Source organism: Vibrio sp. 1CM2L (assembly GCF_023161695.1).
Classification (GTDB): Bacteria; Pseudomonadota; Gammaproteobacteria; order Enterobacterales; family Vibrionaceae; genus Vibrio; species Vibrio coralliirubri.
On sequence record NZ_JALNTT010000001.1, the window covers coordinates 883,733 to 908,578 of the forward strand.

At 46.8% G+C, this 24,846-nt stretch carries 27 protein-coding genes; 22 read left to right on the forward strand and 5 right to left on the reverse strand.

The features are described from left to right. The first annotated feature begins 81 nt into the window (after nucleotides 1-81). Together MSG34_RS03760 and MSG34_RS03765 are read left to right on the forward strand one after the other, a co-directional pair. Nucleotides 82-747: an ABC transporter permease subunit gene (locus MSG34_RS03760; RefSeq protein WP_017066357.1), complete on the forward strand. Its 666-nt coding sequence runs from the start codon at nucleotides 82-84 to the stop codon at nucleotides 745-747. Next, nucleotides 740-1,594 carry an amino acid ABC transporter ATP-binding protein gene (locus MSG34_RS03765; protein WP_102428101.1) on the forward strand — a complete coding sequence of 285 codons (855 nt, stop codon included), beginning with the start codon at nucleotides 740-742 and terminating at the stop codon, nucleotides 1,592-1,594. Before MSG34_RS03760 ends, MSG34_RS03765 begins: the two co-directional genes overlap by 8 nt. Before the next feature lie 145 nt (nucleotides 1,595-1,739). On the opposite strand, the gene MSG34_RS03770 is transcribed toward MSG34_RS03765, so the two are convergent. Then, nucleotides 1,740-2,468, reverse strand: a complete 729-nt coding sequence (locus MSG34_RS03770; RefSeq protein WP_248336317.1) for a UTRA domain-containing protein — start codon at nucleotides 2,466-2,468, stop codon at nucleotides 1,740-1,742. Between the two features lie 211 nt (nucleotides 2,469-2,679). On the opposite strand from MSG34_RS03770, the gene MSG34_RS03775 reads away from it, so the two are divergent. From MSG34_RS03775 to MSG34_RS03800, 6 genes are all read left to right on the forward strand, one after another. Beyond that, nucleotides 2,680-3,783 carry an ABC transporter substrate-binding protein gene (locus MSG34_RS03775; RefSeq protein ID WP_050620241.1) on the forward strand — a complete coding sequence of 368 codons (1,104 nt, stop codon included), beginning with the start codon at nucleotides 2,680-2,682 and terminating at the stop codon, nucleotides 3,781-3,783. A gap of 61 nt (nucleotides 3,784-3,844) precedes the next feature. After that, a complete protein-coding gene (locus MSG34_RS03780; RefSeq protein WP_248336318.1) occupies nucleotides 3,845-4,732 on the forward strand; it encodes an alkaline phosphatase family protein in 888 nt (295 codons plus the stop codon). Further along, on the forward strand, nucleotides 4,729-5,622 hold the full coding sequence (locus MSG34_RS03785) for an ABC transporter permease subunit (RefSeq protein WP_017061233.1): 894 nt from the start codon (nucleotides 4,729-4,731) through the stop codon (nucleotides 5,620-5,622). Before MSG34_RS03780 ends, MSG34_RS03785 begins: the two co-directional genes overlap by 4 nt. After that, nucleotides 5,622-6,407, forward strand: coding sequence for an ABC transporter permease (locus MSG34_RS03790; RefSeq protein ID WP_004732591.1), 786 nt, complete (start codon nucleotides 5,622-5,624; stop codon nucleotides 6,405-6,407). Before MSG34_RS03785 ends, MSG34_RS03790 begins: the two co-directional genes overlap by 1 nt. Further along, complete coding sequence (locus tag MSG34_RS03795; RefSeq protein ID WP_048610148.1) at nucleotides 6,407-7,426, forward strand: ABC transporter ATP-binding protein; 1,020 nt, start codon at nucleotides 6,407-6,409, stop codon at nucleotides 7,424-7,426. The genes MSG34_RS03790 and MSG34_RS03795 overlap by 1 nt, the downstream gene beginning before the upstream one ends. A 1-nt stretch (nucleotide 7,427) precedes the next feature. Next, entirely contained in the window at nucleotides 7,428-8,087 is a 660-nt protein-coding gene (locus MSG34_RS03800) for an HAD family hydrolase (protein WP_248336319.1), read from the forward strand. A gap of 94 nt (nucleotides 8,088-8,181) precedes the next feature. Here MSG34_RS03800 and MSG34_RS03805 read toward each other — a convergent pair whose 3' ends face one another. Further along, on the reverse strand, nucleotides 8,182-8,364 hold the full coding sequence (locus MSG34_RS03805; protein WP_248336320.1) for a hypothetical protein: 183 nt from the start codon (nucleotides 8,362-8,364) through the stop codon (nucleotides 8,182-8,184). Between the two features lie 83 nt (nucleotides 8,365-8,447). Between MSG34_RS03805 and hppD the strand changes: the two genes are divergently transcribed. Genes hppD through maiA form a run of 4 tightly spaced genes read left to right on the forward strand, consistent with a single transcriptional unit; the run spans nucleotide 8,448 to nucleotide 12,422 of the window. Further along, nucleotides 8,448-9,521, forward strand: coding sequence for a 4-hydroxyphenylpyruvate dioxygenase (gene hppD / locus MSG34_RS03810; RefSeq protein WP_017097192.1), 1,074 nt, complete (start codon nucleotides 8,448-8,450; stop codon nucleotides 9,519-9,521). Continuing rightward, nucleotides 9,514-10,644: a homogentisate 1,2-dioxygenase gene (locus tag MSG34_RS03815; protein WP_248336321.1), complete on the forward strand. Its 1,131-nt coding sequence runs from the start codon at nucleotides 9,514-9,516 to the stop codon at nucleotides 10,642-10,644. Before hppD ends, MSG34_RS03815 begins: the two co-directional genes overlap by 8 nt. A 12-nt stretch (nucleotides 10,645-10,656) precedes the next feature. Next, complete coding sequence (locus tag MSG34_RS03820) at nucleotides 10,657-11,694, forward strand: fumarylacetoacetate hydrolase family protein (RefSeq protein ID WP_248336322.1); 1,038 nt, start codon at nucleotides 10,657-10,659, stop codon at nucleotides 11,692-11,694. 38 nt (nucleotides 11,695-11,732) lie between these two features. Continuing rightward, complete coding sequence (gene maiA, locus MSG34_RS03825; protein WP_248336323.1) at nucleotides 11,733-12,422, forward strand: maleylacetoacetate isomerase; 690 nt, start codon at nucleotides 11,733-11,735, stop codon at nucleotides 12,420-12,422. 210 nt (nucleotides 12,423-12,632) lie between these two features. Here the strand turns inward: maiA and MSG34_RS03830 are convergent, their stop codons facing one another. Continuing rightward, nucleotides 12,633-13,562 (reverse strand): carbamate kinase, encoded by a 930-nt coding sequence (locus tag MSG34_RS03830; RefSeq protein ID WP_248336324.1) that lies wholly within the window; start codon nucleotides 13,560-13,562, stop codon nucleotides 12,633-12,635. A gap of 523 nt (nucleotides 13,563-14,085) precedes the next feature. Then, nucleotides 14,086-16,122, reverse strand: a complete 2,037-nt coding sequence (locus MSG34_RS03835) for an acetoacetate--CoA ligase (RefSeq protein WP_248336325.1) — start codon at nucleotides 16,120-16,122, stop codon at nucleotides 14,086-14,088. Nucleotides 16,123-16,321: 199 nt separating this feature from the next. On the opposite strand from MSG34_RS03835, the gene phhA reads away from it, so the two are divergent. The 4 genes from phhA (at nucleotide 16,322) to MSG34_RS03855 (ending at nucleotide 18,718) form a co-directional block, all read left to right on the forward strand. Next, the gene (gene phhA / locus MSG34_RS03840) at nucleotides 16,322-17,116 is read left to right on the forward strand and encodes a phenylalanine 4-monooxygenase (protein WP_248336326.1); all 795 of its coding nucleotides are present in this window, start codon (nucleotides 16,322-16,324) and stop codon (nucleotides 17,114-17,116) included. Beyond that, nucleotides 17,106-17,444 carry a 4a-hydroxytetrahydrobiopterin dehydratase gene (locus tag MSG34_RS03845; RefSeq protein ID WP_248336327.1) on the forward strand — a complete coding sequence of 113 codons (339 nt, stop codon included), beginning with the start codon at nucleotides 17,106-17,108 and terminating at the stop codon, nucleotides 17,442-17,444. Before phhA ends, MSG34_RS03845 begins: the two co-directional genes overlap by 11 nt. 251 nt (nucleotides 17,445-17,695) lie before the next feature. After that, entirely contained in the window at nucleotides 17,696-17,905 is a 210-nt protein-coding gene (locus MSG34_RS03850) for a DUF3283 family protein (protein WP_004732615.1), read from the forward strand. A 96-nt stretch (nucleotides 17,906-18,001) separates the two neighbouring features. Next, nucleotides 18,002-18,718: a YebC/PmpR family DNA-binding transcriptional regulator gene (locus MSG34_RS03855; RefSeq protein WP_017057670.1), complete on the forward strand. Its 717-nt coding sequence runs from the start codon at nucleotides 18,002-18,004 to the stop codon at nucleotides 18,716-18,718. 151 nt (nucleotides 18,719-18,869) lie between these two features. On the opposite strand, the gene MSG34_RS03860 is transcribed toward MSG34_RS03855, so the two are convergent. After that, the gene (locus tag MSG34_RS03860; protein WP_248336328.1) at nucleotides 18,870-19,121 is read right to left on the reverse strand and encodes a DUF2798 domain-containing protein; all 252 of its coding nucleotides are present in this window, start codon (nucleotides 19,119-19,121) and stop codon (nucleotides 18,870-18,872) included. Between the two features lie 85 nt (nucleotides 19,122-19,206). On the opposite strand from MSG34_RS03860, the gene MSG34_RS03865 reads away from it, so the two are divergent. The 6 genes from MSG34_RS03865 (at nucleotide 19,207) to MSG34_RS03890 (ending at nucleotide 24,839) form a co-directional block, all read left to right on the forward strand. Next, on the forward strand, nucleotides 19,207-20,109 hold the full coding sequence (locus MSG34_RS03865; protein ID WP_048614154.1) for a LysR family transcriptional regulator: 903 nt from the start codon (nucleotides 19,207-19,209) through the stop codon (nucleotides 20,107-20,109). A 12-nt stretch (nucleotides 20,110-20,121) separates the two neighbouring features. After that, nucleotides 20,122-20,997: an NAD(P)-dependent oxidoreductase gene (locus MSG34_RS03870; RefSeq protein WP_102502140.1), complete on the forward strand. Its 876-nt coding sequence runs from the start codon at nucleotides 20,122-20,124 to the stop codon at nucleotides 20,995-20,997. Between the two features lie 341 nt (nucleotides 20,998-21,338). Next, nucleotides 21,339-22,019, forward strand: a complete 681-nt coding sequence (locus MSG34_RS03875) for a hypothetical protein (RefSeq protein ID WP_065608296.1) — start codon at nucleotides 21,339-21,341, stop codon at nucleotides 22,017-22,019. A gap of 66 nt (nucleotides 22,020-22,085) precedes the next feature. Further along, nucleotides 22,086-22,784: an ABC transporter ATP-binding protein gene (locus MSG34_RS03880; RefSeq protein WP_050651191.1), complete on the forward strand. Its 699-nt coding sequence runs from the start codon at nucleotides 22,086-22,088 to the stop codon at nucleotides 22,782-22,784. Further along, nucleotides 22,772-24,070, forward strand: coding sequence for an FtsX-like permease family protein (locus MSG34_RS03885; RefSeq protein ID WP_248336329.1), 1,299 nt, complete (start codon nucleotides 22,772-22,774; stop codon nucleotides 24,068-24,070). Before MSG34_RS03880 ends, MSG34_RS03885 begins: the two co-directional genes overlap by 13 nt. Beyond that, complete coding sequence (locus tag MSG34_RS03890) at nucleotides 24,063-24,839, forward strand: outer membrane lipoprotein-sorting protein (protein ID WP_248336330.1); 777 nt, start codon at nucleotides 24,063-24,065, stop codon at nucleotides 24,837-24,839. Before MSG34_RS03885 ends, MSG34_RS03890 begins: the two co-directional genes overlap by 8 nt. The last annotated feature ends 7 nt before the right edge of the window (nucleotides 24,840-24,846 follow it).

Sequence of the window (24,846 nt, forward strand, 5' to 3'; positions counted from 1 at the left end):
TAGCCGTCATGGCTACTTGGTCAGAAACACCATTTACCTGCTTGTGATGCTTTATTGAGCGGGTAAGTTTAAGGAGTAAATATGGAAGAATGGAATATTATCTGGCAACAAAAAGAGCTGTTTGCTTCAGGGTTTGTGACCACATTTTATCTTTTTGTTTCGTCTTCAATCTTGAGTTTCATCATTGGCATCAGTTTGTTGTATTGTCTCGAAAACTCAAAACTTGGTGTGAAGTACACCATCAATAGTTTGATAGGCATGATGCGCACCTTGCCGTTTCTTATCTTAGCGTACCTGCTCTATTACGGGCTGCCGCAGGTTGGTATTCGACTCGATGCGATTACAGCGGGAATCATCGCGCTAAGTCTCTATCACGGTACCTATTTTTGTGAGATTTTCCGAGGTGTTCGTAAAGGGCTAGAGCCAGGTTACATCGAAGCAGCGCACGCTTATGGCTTCTCTAAATTCAAAACCTTTACCCGAGTTATTACCCCAAATGTGTTGTTTAAATCGGTTCCGCTGATCACGAACCAACTCATCATCTGCTTAAAAGACACAGCGTTTCTTAGCATCATCACCGTCGCAGAAATTACCGCGGCCGCCAATAGTATTCAATCGACCTACTTCATCCCATTGAATGCGTTCATCATTGCTATCGCGCTCTACTGGGCTGTGAGTATTGCACTTGAAACTATCACCAAACGAATCCAAACCAAAGTTGAACTTAGAGGGCTTAGCCATGCTTAAACAATCAGAGATTATTGAAACCGAAGCACCGATTAACCCTTCTTTGGGCGTGAATTTGGAAGTGATAGAGTGCGAGCCACTATTGGAAGAACGAGAGACGATCATCAAGGTTGAAAACCTGTCGAAACAGTTTGATGGCATCGAAGTACTGCGAGACATCAACCTCAACATCAACAAAGGCGATGTGGTGAGTATTCTCGGCTCGTCAGGTTCGGGGAAATCGACGCTACTGCGTTGCATGAATTGGCTAGAGCAGCCAGAGCGCGGCACGATTTTTATGGGTGATGAGCGTATTGGCATCAACTCTGAAACGGGTAAACCACTGAAATATAAAGAGTTGGCGAAACTCCGAGAGCGCCTTGGTATGGTTTTCCAAAGCTTCAACTTGTGGCCGCATTTAACCGTGTTGCAAAACGTCATGGAAGCGCTCGTTCACGTTAAGAAGATAGCGAAATCAGACGCCGAAGAGATGGCTCGTAAGCAGCTCGATAAGGTTGGGATGTCGCACAAACTAGAGAACTACCCAAGCATGTTATCGGGTGGGCAAAAGCAACGTGTCGCTATTGCCAGAGCTCTCGCGATGGAGCCGGATGTGCTGCTGTTTGATGAGCCAACGTCAGCACTCGATCCTGAATTGGTCGAAGAGGTGTTATTGGTGATGAAGAAACTGTCGCAAGAGGGCTACACCATGGTAGTTGTGACACATGAGATGGAGTTTGCGCGTCAGGTATCGGATCAGGTGGTGTTTCTTGAGAAGGGCATATTGATTGAAAAATCCAACCCAGAGAAGTTTTTCACTAACCCAGATTCATCAAGGGTAAGACAGTTTCTCAAGCTTGATTCATGAGCTAGGTAGCTTGCACAGCTTCAAGGTTCGATCGTTAAAAAACTCCGTCAGAATTTGTCGGAGTTTTTGTATGTTAGCTTTTTCTTCCTAAACCTAAACCTAAACCTAAGCCTAAGCCTAAAACTAGGCAAATGGTCATATGACGTTAACCAATACTATCAATATGAATCACCACAGAGTCCGGTCGCCAGTATTCCAACTCGCAGTCCATTAGCTCACCGTCTTGTTTGTAGTTCACTCGGCAGATCTTCAAAACGGGCTGGCCTTCGGCTAAATTCAGCGCCTTGGCGACATGCGCAGGGGCGGAGGTGGGAATCACATCAAAGCGCGAGCGTTTGGTCTCGTAGCCGTATTTTTCTCGGTAGATGCCTGTTAGTGACATGGTGAGGTTTTCCGACAAGACACCATCAAATAAGGGCGCTTTCAGTACATTTTCAACAAACAGCACTGCTCTGCCATCAATAAAACGCAAGCGCTCAATCACGTGTATTGGCGTTATCTGCTCTATCTCTAATGCTTTGGCGTAATCGCCCGCCGCCATCTCTGTACGGGTGCTGAGCAGTCTGGTTTCTGCTATGCGGTGTTGTTCGCGAATCATTTGATGAAAGTGAGAACGTGACAATGGGTTATAGCGAACACGTTCGGGTGACACATACCAACCTCGGCGCTCTTCTCGGTATATCAGGCCTTCGGTTTCTAATGATACCAACGCATCTTTGAGCGTAATTCGTGTGGTTGAAAACAGCTCGCTGAGCTCTCTTTCGGATGGCAGCTTTTGCCCCTCGGTGAAGATGCCAGATTGAAGCTGTTCTCTGATGCTTGCCTTAATTCTGCCTAGTTGTGTCCCTGATTGCCCTGTAGCCAATGTTCTCATTGCTGATCTAGTCCATAAGTTCGTGTGCTCAATAAGGTAAACCACAGAGTTAACAGGAATGTGACAGTAAACAAAGGCTTGCTGTCATATGGGTGAAATATAACTGCCACGGAAATGCATCCTAACTGTCAAATAACTTGTGCGAAAGCGTCACACTCCGGCGATAGCATACAAAATGAACTTACTGACCTAGTCCAGAGGGATAGAGACAATGAAAACTTTGCTTAGCCGTTCAACTGTATCGCCAGCCAAACTGATTGGTTCACCTGCAAAATTAATCGGCGCAACGCTAATAACGGCAACACTTTCAATGCCAGCGATGGCGAAGGATGCTGATCTTGAGTCACTGATTGAAGCCGCTCAAAAAGAGGGTGCGGTTTACAGTGTGGGTATGCCAGACAGTTGGGCAAACTGGAAAGGCACATGGGCTGACCTGAAAGCAAACTACGGTTTGAAGCATCAGGATACAGACATGAGCTCGGCTCAAGAGATCTCGAAATTTGAAGCAGAGAAAAGAAACGCAACCGCAGATATCGGTGACGTCGGTTTCGCCTTTGCACGTGTCGCTGTGCAGAAAGACGTAACGCAGCCATACAAGCCAACGACTTGGGATGACATTCCAGATTGGGCGAAAGACAAAGATGGTCACTGGGCTCTGGCTTACACAGGTACTATCTCGTTCATTTCAAACAACAACCTTGTTGAAGATGCCCCAAAATCTTGGAGTGACCTACTCGAAGGCGACTACAAAGTCACAGTCGGTGATGTAGGCGTAGCAGCACAAGCAAACAACGCAATTCTAGCGGCTGCATTTGCTAACGGCGGTGACGAGTCGAACCTAAAACCAGCGATTAAATTCTTTGGTGAACTAGCGAAGCAAGGCCGCCTGTCTTACACAGATCCAAGCATCGCGAACCTTGAAAAAGGCGAAGTGGAAGTGGCAATCATGTGGGATTTCAACGCACTGAATTACCGCGACAAGATCGACCGTGAGCGCTTTACAGTAAGCATTCCACAAGATGGTTCAGTGATCTCTGGTTACACCACCATCATCAACAAATACGCGAAAAACCCGAACGCGGCGAAGCTGGCTCGTGAATATATCTTCAGTGACCAAGGCCAAATCAACCTAGCAGAAGGTTACGCGCGCCCAATCCGTAGCAGCGTTACGCTACCTCAATCAGTACAAGACAAGCTGATCTCTAACGATGAATACAGCAACGTGCACCCAGTATCTGACTTCTCAGCATGGGAAAAATCAGCACGTCGTCTGCCACGTCAATGGCAAGAAAGCGTATTGATTCACCAGCAATAACCCCGCTTAACACGCCACCTGTAACGGGTGGCTTATAGAAACAAGCAATAGAGAATAGACCATGAGCAATAAGGTTATCCTTGTTGTTCTAGATGGACTGAACTATCAGGTAGCCCGTGATTGCATGGGCTACCTGAACGGCCTTCTAGAACTTAGTGACTCGAAAAACAGTAATCACAGCGTTTCCCAAAATCAACAGGGCACTTCGCAAATCATGAGCACGCAAAAAAACAAGCTGCGCGCCACGCTTTACCCTGTGCAATGTGAACTGCCATCTATGTCACGCCCACTGTATGAGTGCATTTTAACTGGGGTTCGCCCTGTCGAGAGTGGCATCGTTAACAACCAAATCGTGCGTTTATCGAATCACGAGTCGATCTTTAGCTTGGCGAAATCGCAGGGCAAAGTGACGGCTGCAGCGGCATATCATTGGGTGAGTGAACTTTATAACCGAGCGCCATTTGATGCTGTGCGTGACCGTTTCACTAACGATGAGACCATGAACATTCAACATGGCTGTTTCTACCACTGGGATCATTACCCAGATGAAGCCTTGTTCTTGGATGCAGAGCATCTGCGTGTCACTCATCAGCCTGATTTCTTACTGATTCACCCAATGAACATTGACGACATGGGGCACAAGCACGGGCTGGACTCTCGCCAATACCGCAATAGTGCTCGTGGCGCGGATATCTACCTGTCGAACTACCTTGAGAAATGGGTAGACGATGGTTATCAAGTGATTATCACCAGTGACCACGGCATGAACAATGACTTGTCTCACGGTGGCATTCTGCCTGAAGAGCGTGAAGTGCCATTCTTTGTGATTGGCGATAAGTTCACACACCAAGAGTGTTCAGTGAAACAGACCGATATCTGCGGCAGCGTCTGTCAGTTACTCAACATTGAACACGATAAATATTACACTCAGGAATTGTTGGCCTTATGAGCAGTTCTGTAATCACGCAGAGCGATGGCTCTGCGCTTCAACCCAAAACCAAATCTTTGTTTCAACGCTTCAAGCCCGCCTTGTGGCTTGCGCCTTTCGCACTGTTTTTCTATCTGTTCCAACTGGCACCTATGGTTTGGGTGCTGATCAACAGCTTCTTCTACGATGATGAGCTCTCTCTCGAAAACTACTCTGAGATATTCGATTCTGCCTTCATGATGCAGGCTTTTGGCAACAGTTTATGGCTGTCGATTTGGTCGAGTATTGTTGGCTTAGCGATTGCGACTCTGCTCGTTTCTTCATTACGCCGCGTTGATTCTAAAATCCGCGATGCGGTGATTGCCTTCACCAACATGAGCAGTAACTTTTCTGGTGTGCCTTTGTCGTTTGCCTTCATCATCATCCTTGGTACTAATGGTGCGATCACCTTATTGCTTAAGCAGTATGGATTACTAGGTGATTTCGACCTGTACGGCAAGTGGGGCTTACTGGCGATTTACATCTATTTCCAGATCCCATTGGCGGTGTTGTTGCTGTATCCAGCGTTCGATGCCTTAAGTGACGACTGGCAAGCTGCTTCGGCATTGCTTGGCGCGAAAACTTGGCAATACTGGACCAAAATCGCGCTGCCTGTGTTATCTCCGGCTTTGTTCGGCACCTTCATCATCTTGATTGCCAATGCGATTGGCGCCTATGCGAGCGTGTATGCGTTGACCTCGGGCAACTACAACGTGATTACGATTCGAATCGCGAGCTTGGTATCGGGCGATTTGTTCTTAGAACCAAACCTAGCTGCGGCAATTTCAGTGATTCTGATGGCGATGCTGGCCTTCATCACCGTGATTAACCAATGGCTGATCAGCAAAAGCTACGCAGGGAAGAGAAAGTAATGAATACCGTAAATACTCGCTTTCATAAAACGGTTGTCTATTCGATTGTCGGCATCATGATGATCCCGATCTTAGCGACTTTTATCTACTCGATCTCTTCTCGATGGGGCGCAACGATCCTGCCGGATGGCTTCACGTTAGATTGGTATATCAACCTGCTGACCGATCCTCGCTTCTTACAAGCCTTTGGTCGTTCACTGTTTATCTGTGTGGCGGCGCTGTCATTGAGTGTGGTGTTGGTTCTGCCTGCGATTTTCGTGGTGTTTTACTATTTCCCGAAACTCGACAAGGTGATGAATATCCTGATCTTATTGCCATTCGCTGTGCCACCCGTGGTATCGTCGGTTGGCTTGCTTCAGCTGTATGCAGACAGCGAAATCTCACTGATAGGCACGCCGTGGATCTTGATTGGTACTTACTTCACCATCGCGTTGCCATTCATGTATCGCGCGATTGCCAACAGCTTTGAAGCGATCAACCTGCACGACTTGATGGACGCTGCTCATCTGCTCGGTGCAAGCACTACCAAAGCGTTCTTGTTGATTATTCTGCCAAACCTTAAGAAAGGCTTAATGGCGTCGCTGTTCTTGTCGTTCTCGTTCCTATTAGGCGAGTTCGTGTTCGCCAACATCTTGGTGGGTACACGTTACGAGACACTGCAAATCTACCTATACAACATGCGTCAAACCAGCGGCCACTTCACGTCAGCCCTAGTGATGACGTACTTCCTGTTTATTTTCTTACTGACTTGGTTGGCAAGTCGTTTCAGCCAGGGAACAAAATAATGAGCTATGTAAATGCGAAAAACCTCACCAAGAGCTTTGGTGACAACACGGTGTTTGAAGATATTGAATTTTCCATCGAGAAGGGCGAATTCATTACTCTGCTTGGTCCCAGTGGCTGTGGTAAATCGACTCTACTGCGCAGCTTGGCAGGCCTGAATCCTGTTGATGGTGGCGAGATCTGGGTCAACGGTGAAGAGATTACTCACCAAGTGCCACAACAGCGTGGCATCGGCATGGTGTTTCAATCTTATGCGCTGTTCCCGAACATGACGGTTGAAGGCAACATTGCGTTTGGCCTTAAGATGAAAAAGCTTGCTGCTAACGAGATTAAGCGCGAAGTCGCGAAAGTGATTGGGCTGGTGGACTTAACGGGCAAAGAGAAATTCTACCCGCATCAATTATCGGGCGGTCAGCGTCAGCGTGTCGCTTTGGCAAGAGCCTTGGTGGTCAAGCCGCGTATTCTATTGCTCGATGAACCACTTTCAGCGCTGGATGCCAAGATCCGTAAACACCTACGCCAACAGATCCGAGATATTCAAAAAGAGATGAACCTGACCACGATCTTCGTGACCCACGATCAAGAAGAAGCGATGATCATGTCTGACCGTATCTTCTTGATGAATAAAGGGGAGATCGTACAAGCGGGTACACCTGAAGAGATCTACACTCAACCGGCCAATGAGTTTGTTGCTGGGTTCATGGGGCACTACAATCTGGTGCAAGCGAACAAAGCCAAGCAACTTTTCAACATTGAAACCGAGTGGAAAGTGGCGATTCGCCCTGAATCGATCTACGTGAAAGAGCAAGGTCGACAATATGGCGAGCATATCTCCGCGCCGAAAACGGGCACCATTCGCAACCACCAACTGCTAGGCAACGTGATTCGCTACCAAGTGGATGTCGATGAATGTGAATTAACTGTCGATTTACTTAACCGTTCCTCTGAGCGACTGTTGGCAAACGGCAGCCAACTTGAACTCCTGTTTAACCTTAACGAAATTCAACCTGTGAGAGCCTAAGATGTTCAAACCTTTGTATGTATTTGATATGGATGAAACGCTGATCAATGCCGATGCAGCGATGCTCTGGAATGAGTTCTTGGTTGAAAAGGGCATTGCCACTGCGCCCAACTTTATTGAAGAAGATAAACGCTTAATGGGCCTGTATTCGGAAGGCAAACTGAACATGGAAGATTACCTCACGTTTTCTATGCAGCCATTAGCCGATATGCCAACAGAGCAAGTCACAGCATTGGTCGAAGAGTGTGTTGAACAGCATATTTTGCCTAAACAGTTCAAGCAGTCGAAACCTTTGATTGAGCAGCTTGAGAATGATGATATCGATATGTTGATCATCTCTGCCAGCGTGACTTTCTTAGTGGAAGCGGTGGGTCGTAAGATTGGTATTGAGAACGCACTCGGTATTGATTTGATTGAAAACCAAGGCCGTTTTACTTCTCAAATATCAGGTGTGCCAAGCTACCGTGAAGGCAAAGTGACGCGTTTAAAAGCGTGGTTAGACAATCAAGAAACTAATTACTCAGATATCCACTTTTATACGGATTCAATCAACGACTTACCTTTGTGTGAACACGCTGATTTTTCCTATTTGGTGAACCCATGCCCGCGTTTGAAAGCGTTAGCCGATCAACCGAATTGGTCGATTCTCAACTGGGATTAACGCGATTCTGATATTTGAATTAGGTTCGTTCTAGAACTCATCAAGCCGCTGACTACAGCGGCTTTTTTGCATCATCAATCTAATGTTCGATTTATCACCTTAGCTGATAAAATTGCGCATGTAACAATTCGATAACATATCTTGCTCTGCTGTAAATCAAACCACCATCTTTCAATCCCTTGATAGTACTAACTTTGTTGTTGTGAGGTTTTGCGTGTAACAAATATTTTACAATTTGACGGGTTTTTAGCGTTATTGCCCATTTCCTTCTATCCATTCCAATCTTTCCGCTTGTGGGCCAGATTTAATTAAGGACAAAAACCACGTAATACAAAACCAATAGGTACAAGGAGAAAGTTCATGGTGGATACATACAACCCGCTTGGTACGGATGGATTCGAGTTTGTTGAATACACGGCCGTTGACCACAAGGGAATTGAGCAACTTAAAGCGCTGTTTGTGTCACTTGGTTTTGCTGAGATCGCCAAGCATCGTTCAAAAGAGGCTTGGCTGTATCGACAAGGTGACATCAACTTTATCGTTAATGAACAACCACACAGCCAAGCGGAAGCGTTCGCCAAGGTACATGGACCATCGGTGTGCGGCATGGCTTTTCGTGTTAACGAAGCAACGGCTGCAATGGAACAAGCGTTTAAGGGCGGTGGTGAAGAGTACAAAACAGAAATAGGGCCGATGGAGCTGAGCATTCCTGCCATTTACGGCATCGGTGAAAGCCTGCTCTATTTTGTGGATCGCTATGGCAAGCAGAGCATCTATGACGTCGATTTCCGATTCTATGACGATGCGGAACAGCGCATGGCTGAAGCGAATGTTGGCTTGTATGAAATCGACCATCTCACGCACAACGTAAAGCAAGGCAATATGGATGTATGGTCTGGGTTTTATGAGCGTCTGGGCAACTTCCGTGAGATTCGCTACTTCGACATTGAAGGCAAGCTGACAGGCCTTGTGAGCCGCGCTATGACCTCACCGTGTGGCAAAATCCGAATTCCAATCAATGAGTCTTCAGATGACAAATCACAAATTGAAGAGTTCATCCGAGAATACAACGGCGAAGGCATCCAACACATCGCGCTCGCAACGGATGACATCTACAAAACGGTGAAAACCCTGCGTGATCGTGGCATGGATTTTATGCCAACTCCAGATACCTATTACGAGAAAGTCGACGAGCGTGTGAAGGGCCACGGTGAAGACACTGATCTACTGCGCGATTTACGTGTTCTGATTGATGGCGCGCCGACCAAAGACGGCATCTTGCTGCAAATTTTCACGCAGACGGTAATCGGGCCTGTGTTCTTTGAAATCATTCAGCGTAAAGGCAACGAAGGCTTTGGTGAAGGTAACTTCAAGGCGCTGTTTGAATCGATTGAAGAGGACCAGATTCGTCGAGGAGTATTAGACGATGCATAAATGGATCTCGTTTCCTCATCGGGAGGGGGTGTGCTCTAAACAAGCGCATGCCGACTTCCCCGAAGAAGCAATTTATGAGCGAGAGGCGGGCCGAAGTGGATTCTTCGGCCCTGCCGCTCACTTTCATCACCAACATGCCCCAACAAGTTGGTCTGAGTGGGAGGGTGACTTACGCCCTCGCGCTTTTGATTTTACGCTGGTGGAAAAAGCCAGCCAGATAACGCCTTGGGCTGTGCCTCATCTTTTGCACAACGCGGACTGCAAAATTCGTGTATGGCGAATGGATGAGAATATGGATTTCTTAGTGCGTAATTCTGATGGTGATGAGCTGCTGTTCATTCACCAAGGCAGCGCCGATCTCTATTGTGACTATGGTCATCTAGAGGTGAGTGAAGGGGATTACGTGATGATCCCGCGCTCGACCAATTGGCGCTTGGAGCCAAGTGAGCCGATGTTCATCTTGATGATTGAGAACACCGATGCGGCTTATTCCTTGCCAGAGAAGGGCATGGTGGGCAATCACGCGGTGTTTGATCCGGCGGTTCTTGAGATTCCTTCTATTAATGACCAATTCCGTGCTCAGTACTCAGAAACTCAAACTCAGGTTCAGGTGAAGCGCCACGACAAAGTCAGTGTGATCACCTATCCGTTCAATCCATTGGATGCAATTGGTTGGCATGGCGACTTAGCCGTGGTGAAAGTGAATTGGCGCGATATCAGACCGCTGATGTCACATCGCTACCACTTGCCACCTTCTGCGCACACTACTTTTGTTGGCGCAGGCTTTGTGGTGTGTACCTTTGTGCCGCGCCCGATTGAGAGCGATCCTGGGGCATTGAAAGTGCCGTTCTACCACAACAATGACGACTATGACGAAGTGCTTTTCTATCACGCTGGTGACTTTTTCAGTCGCGATAATATTGAAGCGGGCATGGTGACCTTCCATCCAGCTGGCTTCACGCATGGGCCTCACCCTAAAGCCTTTAAGGCTGGGCAAGCGCATAAGAAGAAGTTTACCGATGAAGTGGCGGTGATGATCGATACTCGCCATGCGCTGCAGTTCTCTGACGAACTCGATAGCGTCGAGAACAAAGAATATGTCTACAGTTGGCAAGAGAAGTAAGGGGCAACAAGGATGAAATTAGCAACCAAGAAAAATGGTACTCGCGATGGTCTATTGATGGTCGTGAGTAAAGATCTCAAACAGTGCGTGGCTGCCACCGAAATCTTCCATACAATGCACCTTGCACCCACCATGCAGGTGGCGTTGGATAACTGGAACAGCGTTGTTTCTCAGTTAGAAGAGTTATACACCTCGTTAAACAACGGGCATGTGACAGGCAGTGAAGTGTTTGCACCTCAATATTGTGAATCGCCTCTGCCACGCGCTTATCAATGGGCTGATGGCAGCGCATATGTAAACCACGTTGAGCTGGTGCGTAAAGCGCGTGGTGCTGAAATGCCAGAAAGCTTCTGGGTCGATCCACTGATGTATCAAGGCGGTTCAGATGCGTTTATCGGCCCTCGTGACAATATTGAATTTGCCAGTGACGAGTGGGGTATCGATTTCGAGGGTGAGGTTGCGGTTGTAACTGGTGACGTACCAATGGGTGTTAGCGCCAAGCAAGCGCATGATTCGATTCGCTTGTTGATGTTGGTGAACGATGTGTCGCTGCGTGGCTTGATTCCGGCAGAGCTAGCGAAAGGCTTTGGCTTCTTCCAATCTAAACCGTCTTCGGCGTTCTCTCCGGTCGCCGTTACACCTGACGAGCTTGGTGAACAGTGGAAAGGCAGCAAGGTGCATTTACCGTTGATATCGACCTACAACGACCAGCCTTTTGGTTGTCCAAATGCAGGTGTCGATATGACCTTCAATTTTGCCGAGCTAGTGGTGCATGCTGCGAAGACTCGTCCACTGTCGGCTGGCGCAATCATAGGCTCTGGCACGGTTTCCAACAAGCAAGGTACTGACCACGGCACCTCAATTGTGGAAGGTGGTGTCGGCTATTCATGCATTGCTGAAGTGCGCATGATAGAGACGATTAGAGATGGTAAACCATCAACTCAATTCATGTCATTTGGTGACTCGATCAAGCTTGAGATGTTTGATGCGGCGGGTGGCTCCATTTTTGGTGCGATTGACCAAAAAGTTAGCCAATATCGAGCGTTATAGCCCATATTATAAAGATTCAGCTCGAGCGAGATCATTGTATGAATCAGAACATGACACTTTACGGTTACTGGCGCTCTTCGGCCGCTTATCGGGTGCGTATTGGATTGAACCTAAAGCAACTCAGTTATGAATCTAAATCGGTGCATTTGGTGCGTAATGGCGGCGAGCAGCATGAGCCACAATATCGTGAACTCAATGCCAGTGAATTAGTACCAGTACTGGTGGATGGTGACGTTCAACTCAATCAGTCGCTGACGATCTTGCAATACTTGGACGAAAACTATTTGTGTGAGACCAGCCCAGACTCCTTGTTGATTCCTGAGCAAATACCACTGCGCTATCAAGCGTTGGCAATGGCTCAGGATATTGCGATAGAAATTCACCCTCTCAATAACCTGCGTGTGCTGCAGTATTTGGAGCGAGAGTTGTCGTGTGAGCAAGAGGCTAAAATAGGCTGGCTTCACTATTGGATGAGCCAAGGTTTTTCGGCATTAGAAGAGAAGCTTTCTAAGCATCGTCAAACACACGGTGATTCAGTTTATAGCCTCACCGATTCACCATGTATTGTCGATATCTGCTTGGTGCCACAGGTGTATAACGCGCTGCGCTTTGGCGTTGATATGTCGCCGTATCCGCTGATTAACGCAATTGTCGAAGCGTGTAATCAGTTACCCGCTTTTATCGATGCGATGCCAGAGAATCAAGCGGATGCGAATGAGTCCATGTAGATTCGCTGATGTAAACGCAAATACTCTTCCCCTGCGCTACCAAAACCGTTTCTTGAAAGAAGCGGTTTCCAAAATTAAATATATTAAATGCAGTAAGTGTATGAATATTTATCCCGTTTAGCACTAATATTTCCCTTATAAAAAAGCCTCGTTATTAAATAAGAGGCTTACCCCAACTTTTATATTAGTGGTGATTATCATTCGATAATATTAGTAATAAACAATACCTTCGCCTTTCGTAATCAAAGTACCAGCTTCATTGGTGATTATTTTATCTAAATCAAATAATGAACCAATCGCCGCATTACCTAATCCAGCTTCAACGAATTTACAAACGGCATCAATTTTTGGCCCCATAGAACCTGCAGGGAATGAAAATTCTGCTAAACCAGCAGGCGTTGCTTGCTTCATTTCTGCTTGGTCTTCTTTACCATAGTTACGGAAAATCGAACCATCGGTTAAGATAATAAATAAGTCGGCATGGATTTTTTCAGCCAGTAATTCAGCCGTAAGATCTTTGTCAATTACGCACTCTACGCCAGTACTCTTACCATGCTCAATACTCACGGGAACACCACCGCCGCCACAAGCGATAACAAGGTTTTCTGTATCTAGAAGAGTTTCAATTTGCTGAATTTCAACAATGCTTTTTGGCATAGGAGAAGGCACAACGCGACGGTAGTACTCGCCATCAGCTTTAAACTGCATTGTGCTTTGAGCCATTAACTCTTTAGCTCGTTGCTCTGTATATACAGGGCCAACAAATTTAGTCGGGTTAGCAAACGCCGGGTCTTTTTTGCATACTTCAGTTTGCGTGACTAGCGTCGCTACGTCTAATTCAGGGTCAATGTTTCTTAGTTCTTGCTGTAACATGTAGCCCACCATGCCACAGGTTTGAGAGCCGAGTACATCCATTGGATACGGGGTCGTCTCTGGTGAATATTCGTTGTAAGCTGCGTTTTGTTCCATCAACAAACCTACTTGTGGGCCATTACCATGAACGATAACAATCTCATGCTCGCGAGCGATCGCGGCAATACTCGCCGCTGATTTGATTATATTTTCACGTTGGTTCTCAGCCGTTAATGCTTGGCCTCTTGCTAAAAGAGCGTTACCGCCTAAAGCTAATACTATGCGCATGATAATGTCTCCGATCATTTAATAATGATTTTATTTTACGTAGGGATTAACCGCTTGTTTCTAATTAAATCCAAGCTTATTAATAACAATGACTAGGTTTTTAATTACTCTTAAGTAATTAACATGCCGAGATAGTATGGGAAAATAACCGTCCTAAATGTGATAGCTATCAAATTATTATTTCACTAGAAATAGAGCTGTGGAAACGGGAGTCATTGCAATTCGATTAAATATCCATAAGCTTGGATACAATCTAGCGGTGGAGTCTTTTTTGGTATAAATGATTCGCGTTTAGTGAATATTATCTCTGGCTATAAAATGACTAATTTTCTATTTTTGTTTTAAATATGATGAGCAGATCGCATTAAGAGCTTTGGAAAAGGTACGGGGCTATACTGAGGCGAGGATTCACAAGCTTAAATAGAAGTTTAGATTTGGTTTTCAATCGGCTGCCTTTACTCCAGATGTTATCTGACAGCCAAATGAAAATCGGAGATAGTTAGCCACTTTCTAAGGCTTAACACTAAAGCGAAACAACACTCTTTATCTCTTCCAAAACCTCGGCGTTAGCGATAGCCCCGAGGTTTTCTACACTTTTGCCATTGATCACCTGTTTCACAGCCAACTCCACCAGTTTGCCTGAGCGTGTTTTTGGCACGTCGCTGATCGCAAATATCTGGCTTGGCACGTGTCTTGGCGAGCAAGATGATTTGAGCTTGTGCTTAATGGCGGCCAATAGCGTTTCATTTAGAGCCACACCTTGCTGCAGTTGAACGAACAACCAAATTTGCTCATTTCGGTCGATATCTTTACCGACAGCTATCGAATCGATGATGCCTTCAATGGTGTTTACTTGCTGATAGATCTCGGCGGTACCAATCCTTACTCCTCCAGGGTTGAGTGTGGTGTCGCCTCGCCCGTAGAACAGGTAGCCGCCATGTTTGCTCTGCGCGACTTCATCACCGTGATGCCACACATTATCGAACTTATCCCAATAGGTGCTGTGATAGCGCTCTCCGGTGTCATTCCAAAAGCCAGCGGGGAAGTTGGGTAGGGAGTTGGTGCAAACTAATTCGCCACATTCGTGATCGACCTTTTGACCAGATGAATTGAACACCTTGATGTCGACGCCGAGCCCGGCCTGTTGGCACTCACCGCGATACACTGGCGAGATAGGGTTGCCCAAAACAAAGCAGCCACAAATATCTGTGCCGCCAGAAATCGACGCTAAATGCAGGTCTTGCTTTATGTGCTTGTAAACGTAATCGAACTGCTCTGGGTAGAGCACAGAACCGGTCGAGCACAGTGTTCTTAATTGAGGAAGAGAGTGGCTGTCGATCGGTGAGAGTTCCGCTTTCTCAATCGCCTCTAGATACTTGGCTGAGGTGCCAAATGTCGATACGTCAGCTCGCTGCGCTAAATCCCACAGAACGTTGGGTTGCGGGTAAACCGGGCTGCCATCAAAGATAACCAAACAAGCCCCACTCGCGAGCGCAGAGACGTGCCAGTTCCACATCATCCAACCGCAAGTGGTGTAGTAGAACACGCGATCTCTCGGTTTAATATCGCAATGAAGTTGATGTTCTTTTAGGTGGTTGATGGTGGTGCCACCAACCGAGTGCACAATGCACTTTGGCTTGCCTGTGGTGCCGGAAGAGTAGAGTACGAACAGTGGTTCATTGAAGCCGATACGCACAAATCGAAGAGCTTTTGTCTGATAGTGATTAATGATGCTGTGCCAGCTTAGAATCGACACATCATGTTCAACTTTTTTCTTCTCTAAATCGCTCTTCTCTAAGTCATTACTCGGTTTCAAATAACCGATCTCACACACCTGTTTAAGCGCGTTTAAGTGCTCGATGATTTCACGGTTCTTGTCCGCCATATCGAACGTCTTGCCATTGAAGGTGTAGCCATCACAGGTGAACAGCACCTTAGGTTTCACCTGTCCGAATCGCTCAATCACACTCTCTACCCCAAAATCAGGCGAGGTTGATGTCCAAATCGCGCCTAAGCTGGTGGTCGCTAGCATTGCGACCACGGTTTGCGGCAGATAAGGGGTATAAGCGGCGACCACATCGCCTTGTTGCACGCCACACTCCACGAGCCATTGTTGAACGCTAGAGACTTCCTCACACAAGGTTTGCCATGTGTAGCTTTGCTGTTCGCCACGTTCGTTCTCAAACCAAACCGCAAGTTCGTTTGGCAACGCTTTTGCTGAATGCAGCAAGTTTTCGGCGTAGTTAACTTGAGCATTAGGAAACCACACCGCATCGCGATTCGATTTCGGCTGCTGCCAGCGACTTTCACCTTGAGTTTTGATGTGCTCGCTTTCTGCCTTGTTAATACAGTCTTGCGAACCCACCATGCCACAAAACTGCCACACGTTCTGCCAAAACGACTCCGGTTGTTCCACAGACCATTGATGAAGCTCCGTGTAGTTTTTCAATTTCCGCTCTAATACGCCCTGTTGATCGAGGTTATTCATAAATCGGGTTACGTTGGCGTGTGCGATACGTTGGTCACTGGGTTGCCAAATTGGCTTATTGCTCTCGTGCATTCCTTTACCTTTAACAAAAAGTTAACGATTTCAGTCTGGTATTTAGGTTTTACAAAGTCAAAAGATCAGCAAAATAAGGGTTTGTCGGAATTGTGTAAATAAAATGTTACACGATCGCCCGTTTCGAAAAATCGTGCAAATTGGCGGATATAAGGAGTGGAGATAGGCTTAAAGTGAGACATTCGAAAGGAGGTGTGTAATGACTCAATATCATTCTAAGCCCGTGAGCCAAGAGGGATGGGTTGAGTGGAGCCTCGTAGAAGACGCCATTTGGCACGACTTAGTGAAAAGGCAACTGGACGTCATTAATGACCGCGCATGCGATGCCTATTTGCACGGTTTGACCCTGCTGGATCTGCCATTAGACAGAGTTCCCCAGCTGCCAGAGATAAACAAAGTGCTAATGGAAACAACAGGTTGGCAAGTTCAGCCTGTGCCTGCATTGATCGATTTCGACCGTTTCTTTGATTTGCTCGCCAATAAGAAATTCCCAGTTGCGACATTTTTGAGAACGCGAGACGAGTTCGATTACTTACAAGAACCTGATTTCTTTCATGAAATTTTCGGTCACTGTGCCATGCTCACTAATGCCGATTTCGCGGCTTTCACTGAGCATTATGGAAAACTAGGCCAAGCCGCCACATCCAAACAGCGCGCTTATCTTGCCCGTTTGTATTGGTTTACGGTCGAGTTCGGTTTAGTAAAAGAAGGCCAAAAACTGAAAATCTATGGCGGTGGCATTCTCTCGTCTCCGGCGGAAACCATGTACGCATTGGGCGGTGATTTGGCGGTTCGGGAGCGGTTCGATCTGCAAACGGTGTTAAGAACTCCTTATCGCATCGACATCATGCAACCGAAATATTACGTGATCGAAGAGCTATCTGAGCTCTTTAAAATCAGTCAGGAAAACCTATTACAGCAAGCTGATCTCGCCATAGACGCGGGGTTACTACCACCACTTTTTGAACCCAAGGAACCCACACATGTTGAATGAACAAAAATGCGAAGCCTGCAGTATCGACGCGATTGCTCTAAGTAAAGATGAACAACAATCTTTATTGTTGGAGTTGTCAGACTGGCAGGTCATCGAAAGAAACGGCATCCCGCAGCTTGAGAAGGTGTTCAAGTTTAAGAACTACAAACTAGCGTGGGCATTCAGCAACAAAGTGTCAGAACTGGCAGAAGAAGAGTTCCATCATCCTTCGATCTTATTGGAGTGGGGCAAAGTCACCGTCACTTGGTGGAGCCACTCAATCAAAGGCCTGCACAAAAATGACTTCATCTGCGCATCACGTTGCGATGTTTTCGCCGTGAGTGAGTAGTCTTGTTGGGTTAGGGGTTACTCTTGCAACCTTTGTGATGCGATTAACTCATTATTCGGCTCATTAGGTGAGTCGAATACTCGATACTTTCTCCTCAAGGGGTGCAACTTCTCTCAAACTAGCTTGACCTGCATCAGCGACTTGCTTGGTTTCTTGTCTCATAAACCCTTTCTGTTACTCATAGTATTGGTTTTATGAGGCTGCTCTATGATATATTTCTCGGCCAAGTGTATTACAGACGAAGGCTAATAATGTCTATCAACCTTTCACTCCTTCCACCCAGCGAGAAAAATAAAATCGAACTGGATAAGCAAGCATCGTTTCTTGTATGGAAACTGAAGCAAGCGAAATGTGGCCCTGAAGCCATTGTTGAAGAAGCAATGAAGCTAGGTGACCCAGAAGAAAAGGCTTGGTTTGATCAGTCTGTAGAAAAATACAAACGGGTAATGGGTGTCGCATAAACGCAGACAAACCTTGCCCAGCAGTGCTGTAGAATTGAAATGACACAGTAATTTGCTAGAATTTGCACCGTTAATTGAATCAGAGAGAAGATCCCGATGGGAAGAAGTTTTGAAGTGCGCAAGGCCTCAATGGCGAAAACTGCAGGCGCAAAAATTAAAGTTTATTCTAAATACGGTAAAGAGATTTACGTACTGGCTAAGAACGGCAGCTCTGACCCAGACATGAACCTACCTCTTAAGCACCTGATTGCTAAAGCGAAGAAAGACCAAGTACCAGCTCACGTTATCGACAAAGCGATCGATAAAGCGAACGGCGGCGGTGGTGAAGACTTCCAACCAGCTCGTTACGAAGGTTTTGGCCCAGGTGGCACAAGCGTAATCGTTGACTGTCTAACTGACAACGGCAACCGTACTTTCCAAGACGTTCGCCAATGTTTCGTTAAGACTGGTGCGAAAATCGGTGTTGAAGGTACTGTTTCTCACATGTTCGCTCACCAAGCTGTATTCCAGTTCAAAGGCGAAGATGACGAGATCATCCTAGAAACGCTAATGATGGAAGACGTAGACGTGACTGACGTTGAGCTAGAAGACGGTGTTATCACTGTATTCGCTCCAACGACTGAATTCTTCAAAACGAAGACTGCACTAAACACTGCGTTCCCAGAGCTAACGCTAGACGTTGAGGAAATCACTTTCGTTCCTCAAACAACTACGCCAGTAGCTGAAGAAGATTCTGAGAAATTCCAGAAGTTCTTAGACATGCTTGACGACTGTGATGACGTTCAGCAGGTTTACCACAACGCTGAGCTGTAATCTTTACAGTAACAACAGTTATTAAAAAACCGAGCCTAGTGCTCGGTTTTTTTATGTCTGTAATTCAGTAGTTTATCCATGAACAGAGTTTTTGAACGCATCTCTTTGATCGCAGAGCCTAGACTATAGCTCCTTGGTCAAAAGTCCTTGATCATCGTTCCGTGATCTCAGGTTCGCAAAGCGTTCTCGGGCGACAAATCCATGCTGAGAATTTTCTGATCAAAGGAAGCACGGTGAGGTTGAGTGCGATGGCACACGGCCAAGCAATGAAAAAGCTTTGCAGCCAGATTGGCGGCCACTCGGGGCTGAATCCTATTTTGTAGCCAGAAATTAACCCAGACATGATGGTCGCCATGGTCAGTGAAGATAAAATCGCGGTTACCCAAAATTGTTTGTTGTTCATACTGTGTTTCTCCCGTGATTTTCTGATGTTGATGAGATAAGGTTACATTTATCCATTAATGAGAAAAATAGGCACATGTAGAAGTATGAATTCCATATTTGGAAACATTGATGATCTGTTCTTATTCTGTGCAGTGGTTGAAGAGGGCTCTTTGCTATCGGCTTCGAAACGGCTGCAATTGCCAGTATCGACCATGTCCCGTCGGTTAACCGCATTGGAAGATCGCCTCAATATCCGACTTTTAGAAAAGAAAGGTCGTGAGCTGGTGGCCACCAAAGACGGCGAGGCGGCTTTTTCTGCACTGAGCAGCGGCATGGAGTCGATTCATCACGGCTTTAATAGCTTGCTGGAAGAGCGTGACGCTATCCAAGGCAAGATAAAGCTCGCCGTGCCTCATAACTTCTACAGTGGCTTTCTACGGTCGACGGTAGAGCAATTTCTCACTCAATACCCGAACGTTCAGCTCGACCTTACCCTGAGTCAGCAGCAGCTTATTCCACAGACCGATCGTGACTTACTGATCACGTTTAAGATCTCGGACATGGAAGGCATGATTGCTCGACCGCTGTTTAAAGCCAAACACGGGTTTTATGCAAGCCAAGAATACTTAGATTCGCGTGCAACAATAGAAAAACCGGACGACCTAGAGCTACAAGACTGGATTAACGTCGATGATGTGTTTGATATGCCGCTCTACAAATCCGACCGCTTAGAGCAAATGATTACGATTAAACCTAAGTTCATCGTCAACGATATTCATGCGGTGGCGGCCGCAGCGCAAAAAGGTTTGGGGCTCGCGTCATTGCCTTTTCGTCATGTATCCCCTGAGATGAATTTGATTCAAGTGCTCCCTGAGTATCATCGGGGTGATCGCCAAGCGTATTTAGTGTACAAAGAAAGAAAATATCAGCCAAAGGCTTTGACCCTGCTTATTGATGCATTGATTGAGAGTGTTCGATCTTTTCATAGCGATGGTTTGGTCAAATAAAAGGAGAAAGAAATGAAAGTAAGTTTTATCGGGCTAGGCGTTATGGGTTTCCCAATGGCAGGCCACCTAGTCAAAGCCGGTTTCGAAGTAACGGTATTTAACCGTACTCACAGCAAAGCGCTAGACTGGGCTGATAAACACCAAGGTAAAGCGGCAGAATCTGTGGCTGAGTGTGTAGCGGAAGCTGACGTGGTATTGGTTTGTGTGGGTAACGATGACGACGTACGTAGCATGACAACCAGCGAAACAGGCGCGTTGGCAGCGATGAAGCCAAACGCGATTCTTGTCGATCACACTACAACGTCTGCAGTTCTGTCTGAAGAGCTTGAAGTGGCTGCGAAGCAAGCCGGTATTCGCTTTATGGATGCACCAGTGTCAGGTGGTCAAGCGGGCGCAGAAAATGGCGTGTTAACCATCATGTGTGGCGGCGAACAAGCGCTTTTCAACGACCTTCAACCTGTGTTCGAAGCTTACGGTAAGTCGTCAGTTCTTATGGGTAAAGTTGGCCAAGGCCAACGTGCAAAAATGGTTAATCAGATCTGCATTGCAGGTGTATTGAACGGCTTATCTGAAGGCTTAGTACTTGCTGAAAAATCAGGTTTGGATATCCAAACGCTAGTTGATTGCCTTAAAAACGGCGCTGCTGGATCATGGCAGATGGAAAATCGCGCTACCACAATGGCGCAAGACAAGTTCGATTTCGGTTTCGCAATTGATTGGATGATCAAAGACTTAGGTTTCTGTCTAGATGAAGCAGAGCGCCAAGGCATCCAGCTTCCACTAACTGAAAAGACCAACAACGCATACAAGGCACTGTCTGCACAAGGACAAGGCCGTATGGATACATCAGTATTGATGAAAGCTGTGGTTGAAGAGACAAAGAAGTAGCAAGACAGAAGTAATAGAAGCTTCGCTTGGATCATTAAAAATAGCCGCTGATTAGCGGCTATTTTTTGGTTTGAGCTCTGCCGAGAGCGTTAATCCAAAAAAATAAATCCCCTCCTAGCCTCCCCTTGATTCATATGCAGATCCCTTGCTGATCGTGGAAAGGGGAGGAATTGTGGCTAATTATGCGAATAGTGTTCGTCTAGTTCCTATAAGGTTGAGACTCCACTCACGCCCCAGATCAACCATTCACTCCTGGTAATTACCATTCGTCGCATTGATAAAACGGCATGACAAATTCTAGTTAACCTTTCAACGTCAACATTTGAAAGGGATTAGAAATCATGACTACTTCACACTCATTTAATTCAGGCTCTACTACCTCTCTGCTTAAGCGTTCATTGCTGATTGCGCTTGTTTCGTTTGCACCGTCGTTAGCTTTAGCGAACCCGAGTTCAGACGTGCTCGATATCTATAACCAAGCGGCGCAAGGCAATGAAGACTTGGTTGAGGTGGCTTACGAACGCCTTAATGACACGCTGCAACAAGACGGTGCGACACCGCTGACTTTGGTTTACCTAGGTAGCACAGAGACCTTGATGGGACGTGATGCGTTCTTGCCTTGGAATAAGATGAAGTATGTGGAGAAGGGCTTATCAACCATTGATAAATCACTGGTGCTGCTGAAAGACGAAGACCAACCAATTCATGAGCAACCTCGTGTTCAAGGGCTGCCAGATTCTTACCTAACTCGCGCAATGGCTGCGGTGACTTACACCTCGCTACCAGACATGTTTAACCATTTTGATCGTGGTTATGACCTGTTCCTCTCGTTACTCGCGGAAGATGATTTCCAGCAACAGCATTTCGCTGCAACCTCGTGGATTTACCGTTATGCCATTACCGCATCGATTCGTGCTGAAGACTTCGAGCAAGCACAGGTGTGGCTTGAAAAAATGGAAAGCACCGATGCCGGAAACATCGAGACAATGACGGCTAAAGCCCTAATAGCGAAAGCCAAATAGCGGTTTACTAAAGCTCATTAACAACTGCGAACGCTTAAAAATTATGGGTCAGCGGAGGACAAAGGAATGATTGAATTTAAAGATATCGGCAAAGCATATGTCACGGGCGGTCAACGTGTTGATGCATTAAACGGGGTCGATGGACACATCCAACGTGGTGAAATGGTGGCGTTATGTGGGCCATCAGGTTCTGGAAAAAGCACACTTTTGAATATTCTTGGTTTGTTGGATATGAGCTATCGAGGGCAGATCGATATTGATGGCCAACCGTATCCGACAGAGCAAATCGCCGCTGCACGTTTTCGTCGTCAGTCGTTGGGTTTTGTGTTTCAGCGCTTCAATCTGGTTCCTGTAATGACAGCGTTAGAAAACGTCGCTTACCCATTGATGTTGAACCAATACTCTAAGCAAGAACAGCAGAGCAGAGCGCAAGACATGTTAGAGCGTGTTGGGCTAGGGGATTACGTTCATCACCGACCAGACAACCTTTCAGGTGGCCAGCAACAACGTGTCGCGATAGCCAGAGCGCTGATCCACAACCCAAGCTTAGTGATTGCCGATGAGCCGACCGCGAGCCTAGACAGTCACACCGCCAACCTTGTGATCGACATTATGAAAGAGCTCGGCCATGAAATGGGCACCACCTTTATCGTCGCAACACATGACCCAAGAATGGCGCAGCGTTGTGACCGAGTGATTGAATTAATCGACGGTCAACTGGCTCCACAAGCCACAACAACGGAGGCGATCTCATGGGCAAGCTAACACAAAAACTGAGCACTTTTTTGCTTCCTACCTCGGTGCGTTTGGCGTGGCTTAATCTATTAAGAAATGGTCGACGAAGTCTGCTCTCGGTGTTGATCATCGCCATCGCGGTATTTGCGCTGACCTCGGCTGGAGGTTATGGGCTTTACACTTATGAATCTCTGCGTGAATCGACCGCGCGCGATACTGGTCATCTTACTTTGAGCACTCCGGGATATTTTGAGCAAGATGAAGACATGCCGCTGAGCAATGGTCTAGACAATGTTCAAGCCCTAACCAAGAGCATCATTGGTGACAGTGACGTGCGTGGTGTGCAGCCGCGAGTCTACTTCAGCGGTTTGGTGTCTAACGGTAGCAAATCGACCATCTTTATGGGAACGGGCGTCAATGAGCGCGAGTTCGACATGAAAGGACCATTCCTTGATGTGCGCAGCGGGCAAACTCTCTCGGATGTGAAATCTCCCAGATACGATAGCCAAGAACCACAAGTGATGCTGGGAACCGACCTTGCCCGCAACCTCAAAGTTGCGGTTGGCGATTGGGTAACGCTGCTAGCCACCACCAGTGACGGTGCTTTGAACGCTTTTGATTTTAAGGTGCAGGGCATCTACTCGACTGGCGTACCTGAGTTGGATAAGCGTCAGCTGTACGTACATATCACCACCGCACAAGAGCTTTTAGCGTCAGACAAAGTCAGTACCTTGTCGGTGTTCCTATTTGAAACAAGTAAGACGTCGACCGTTCAACAGCGCATTCAAGCGACTTTAGATCGAAATAGTGCGAGCCAAAGCGAACAAGGCACAGAGATCGAGATTACCCCGTGGCAAGATCGTGCGTTTTTCTACACCAAGGTTAAAGATCTTTACGACAGGATCTTCGGCATCATGGGTGCTGTTATGGCATTGGTGGTATTCGTGTCTTTGTTTAACACCATGACCATGTCGGTGACGGAGCGCACTCGTGAAATTGGTACCTTGTCGGCACTCGGCAGTTACCCTTCTGAAATCGTGGCAGGCTTCTTAAAAGAGGCAGGATTGCTGGCGGTGATTGGCAGTGCGATTGGCGCTTTAGTGAGTGGCTTAGTGTCGGTGTTATTGCTAGTGGTTGATATCCAAATGCCACCACCTCCCGGGAGAACCGAGGGTTACCCACTCAACATTTACTTCTCATTGGAATTAGTTGGTTACGCCACTTTAGGTGTGCTGACGATATGTTTGCTAGCTGCTTATTTCTCTGCTCGCAAAGGCGTGAATAAGCCAATCACGGAGGCGTTGGTTTATGTATAAATTTACTCGTTTACTCACTGTTTTAGGTTCTGTATTGGTTCTAGCATCGACACCAAGCTGGGCAGTCGATTCACAACAAGTCACTGAGATGATCGCCAAAGCGGATAGCTATCGTTTGAACAGCGAACAGGCATCTAAAGTGGTTTCTCTGGTGGCGCTGTATCAAGACGAGCAACTGGACAAAACCCGTGAATACAACGTATACACAAGGCCAAACCGAGAGTCATTAGTCGTCTTTAAATCAGCTGTCGAGGCTGGGCAAAAGATGCTGATGATTGAAGATAACTATTGGCTACTGATGCCGAAATCACGCCGTCCCATTCGTATCACACCGATGCAAAAGCTATTGGGCGAAGCCTCGGTAGGGGACATCTCGACGCTCACTTGGAGCGAAGATTACCAAGGTGAGTGGGTTGCCGAGCAACAAGTTGAGATACCGACTGGCGAGACGCTCGATACCCATCACCTAAAGCTTGCGGCGAAAACCAAGGGTGCCAGCTATCAATCGATTGATCTGTGGTTAACGGCAGACCGAGCATTCCCAGTTAAAGCGGATATGTATCTGCGTTCGGGAAAACTGGCGAAGCAAGCGTGGTTTACCGAAGGCGTGAGAGATGGATTACCCACCGTGGTGTCGATGACCTTGCTCGATAAGATTCAACCAAGCAAGAAAACTGTGATTGAGTATCGCGAGGTGAGCGAACAAAGCTTAGCGGATAAATACTACAACCCTGCTTACTTATCTCGTAACAGCGTATCTGGTCTGTAGGTGGACG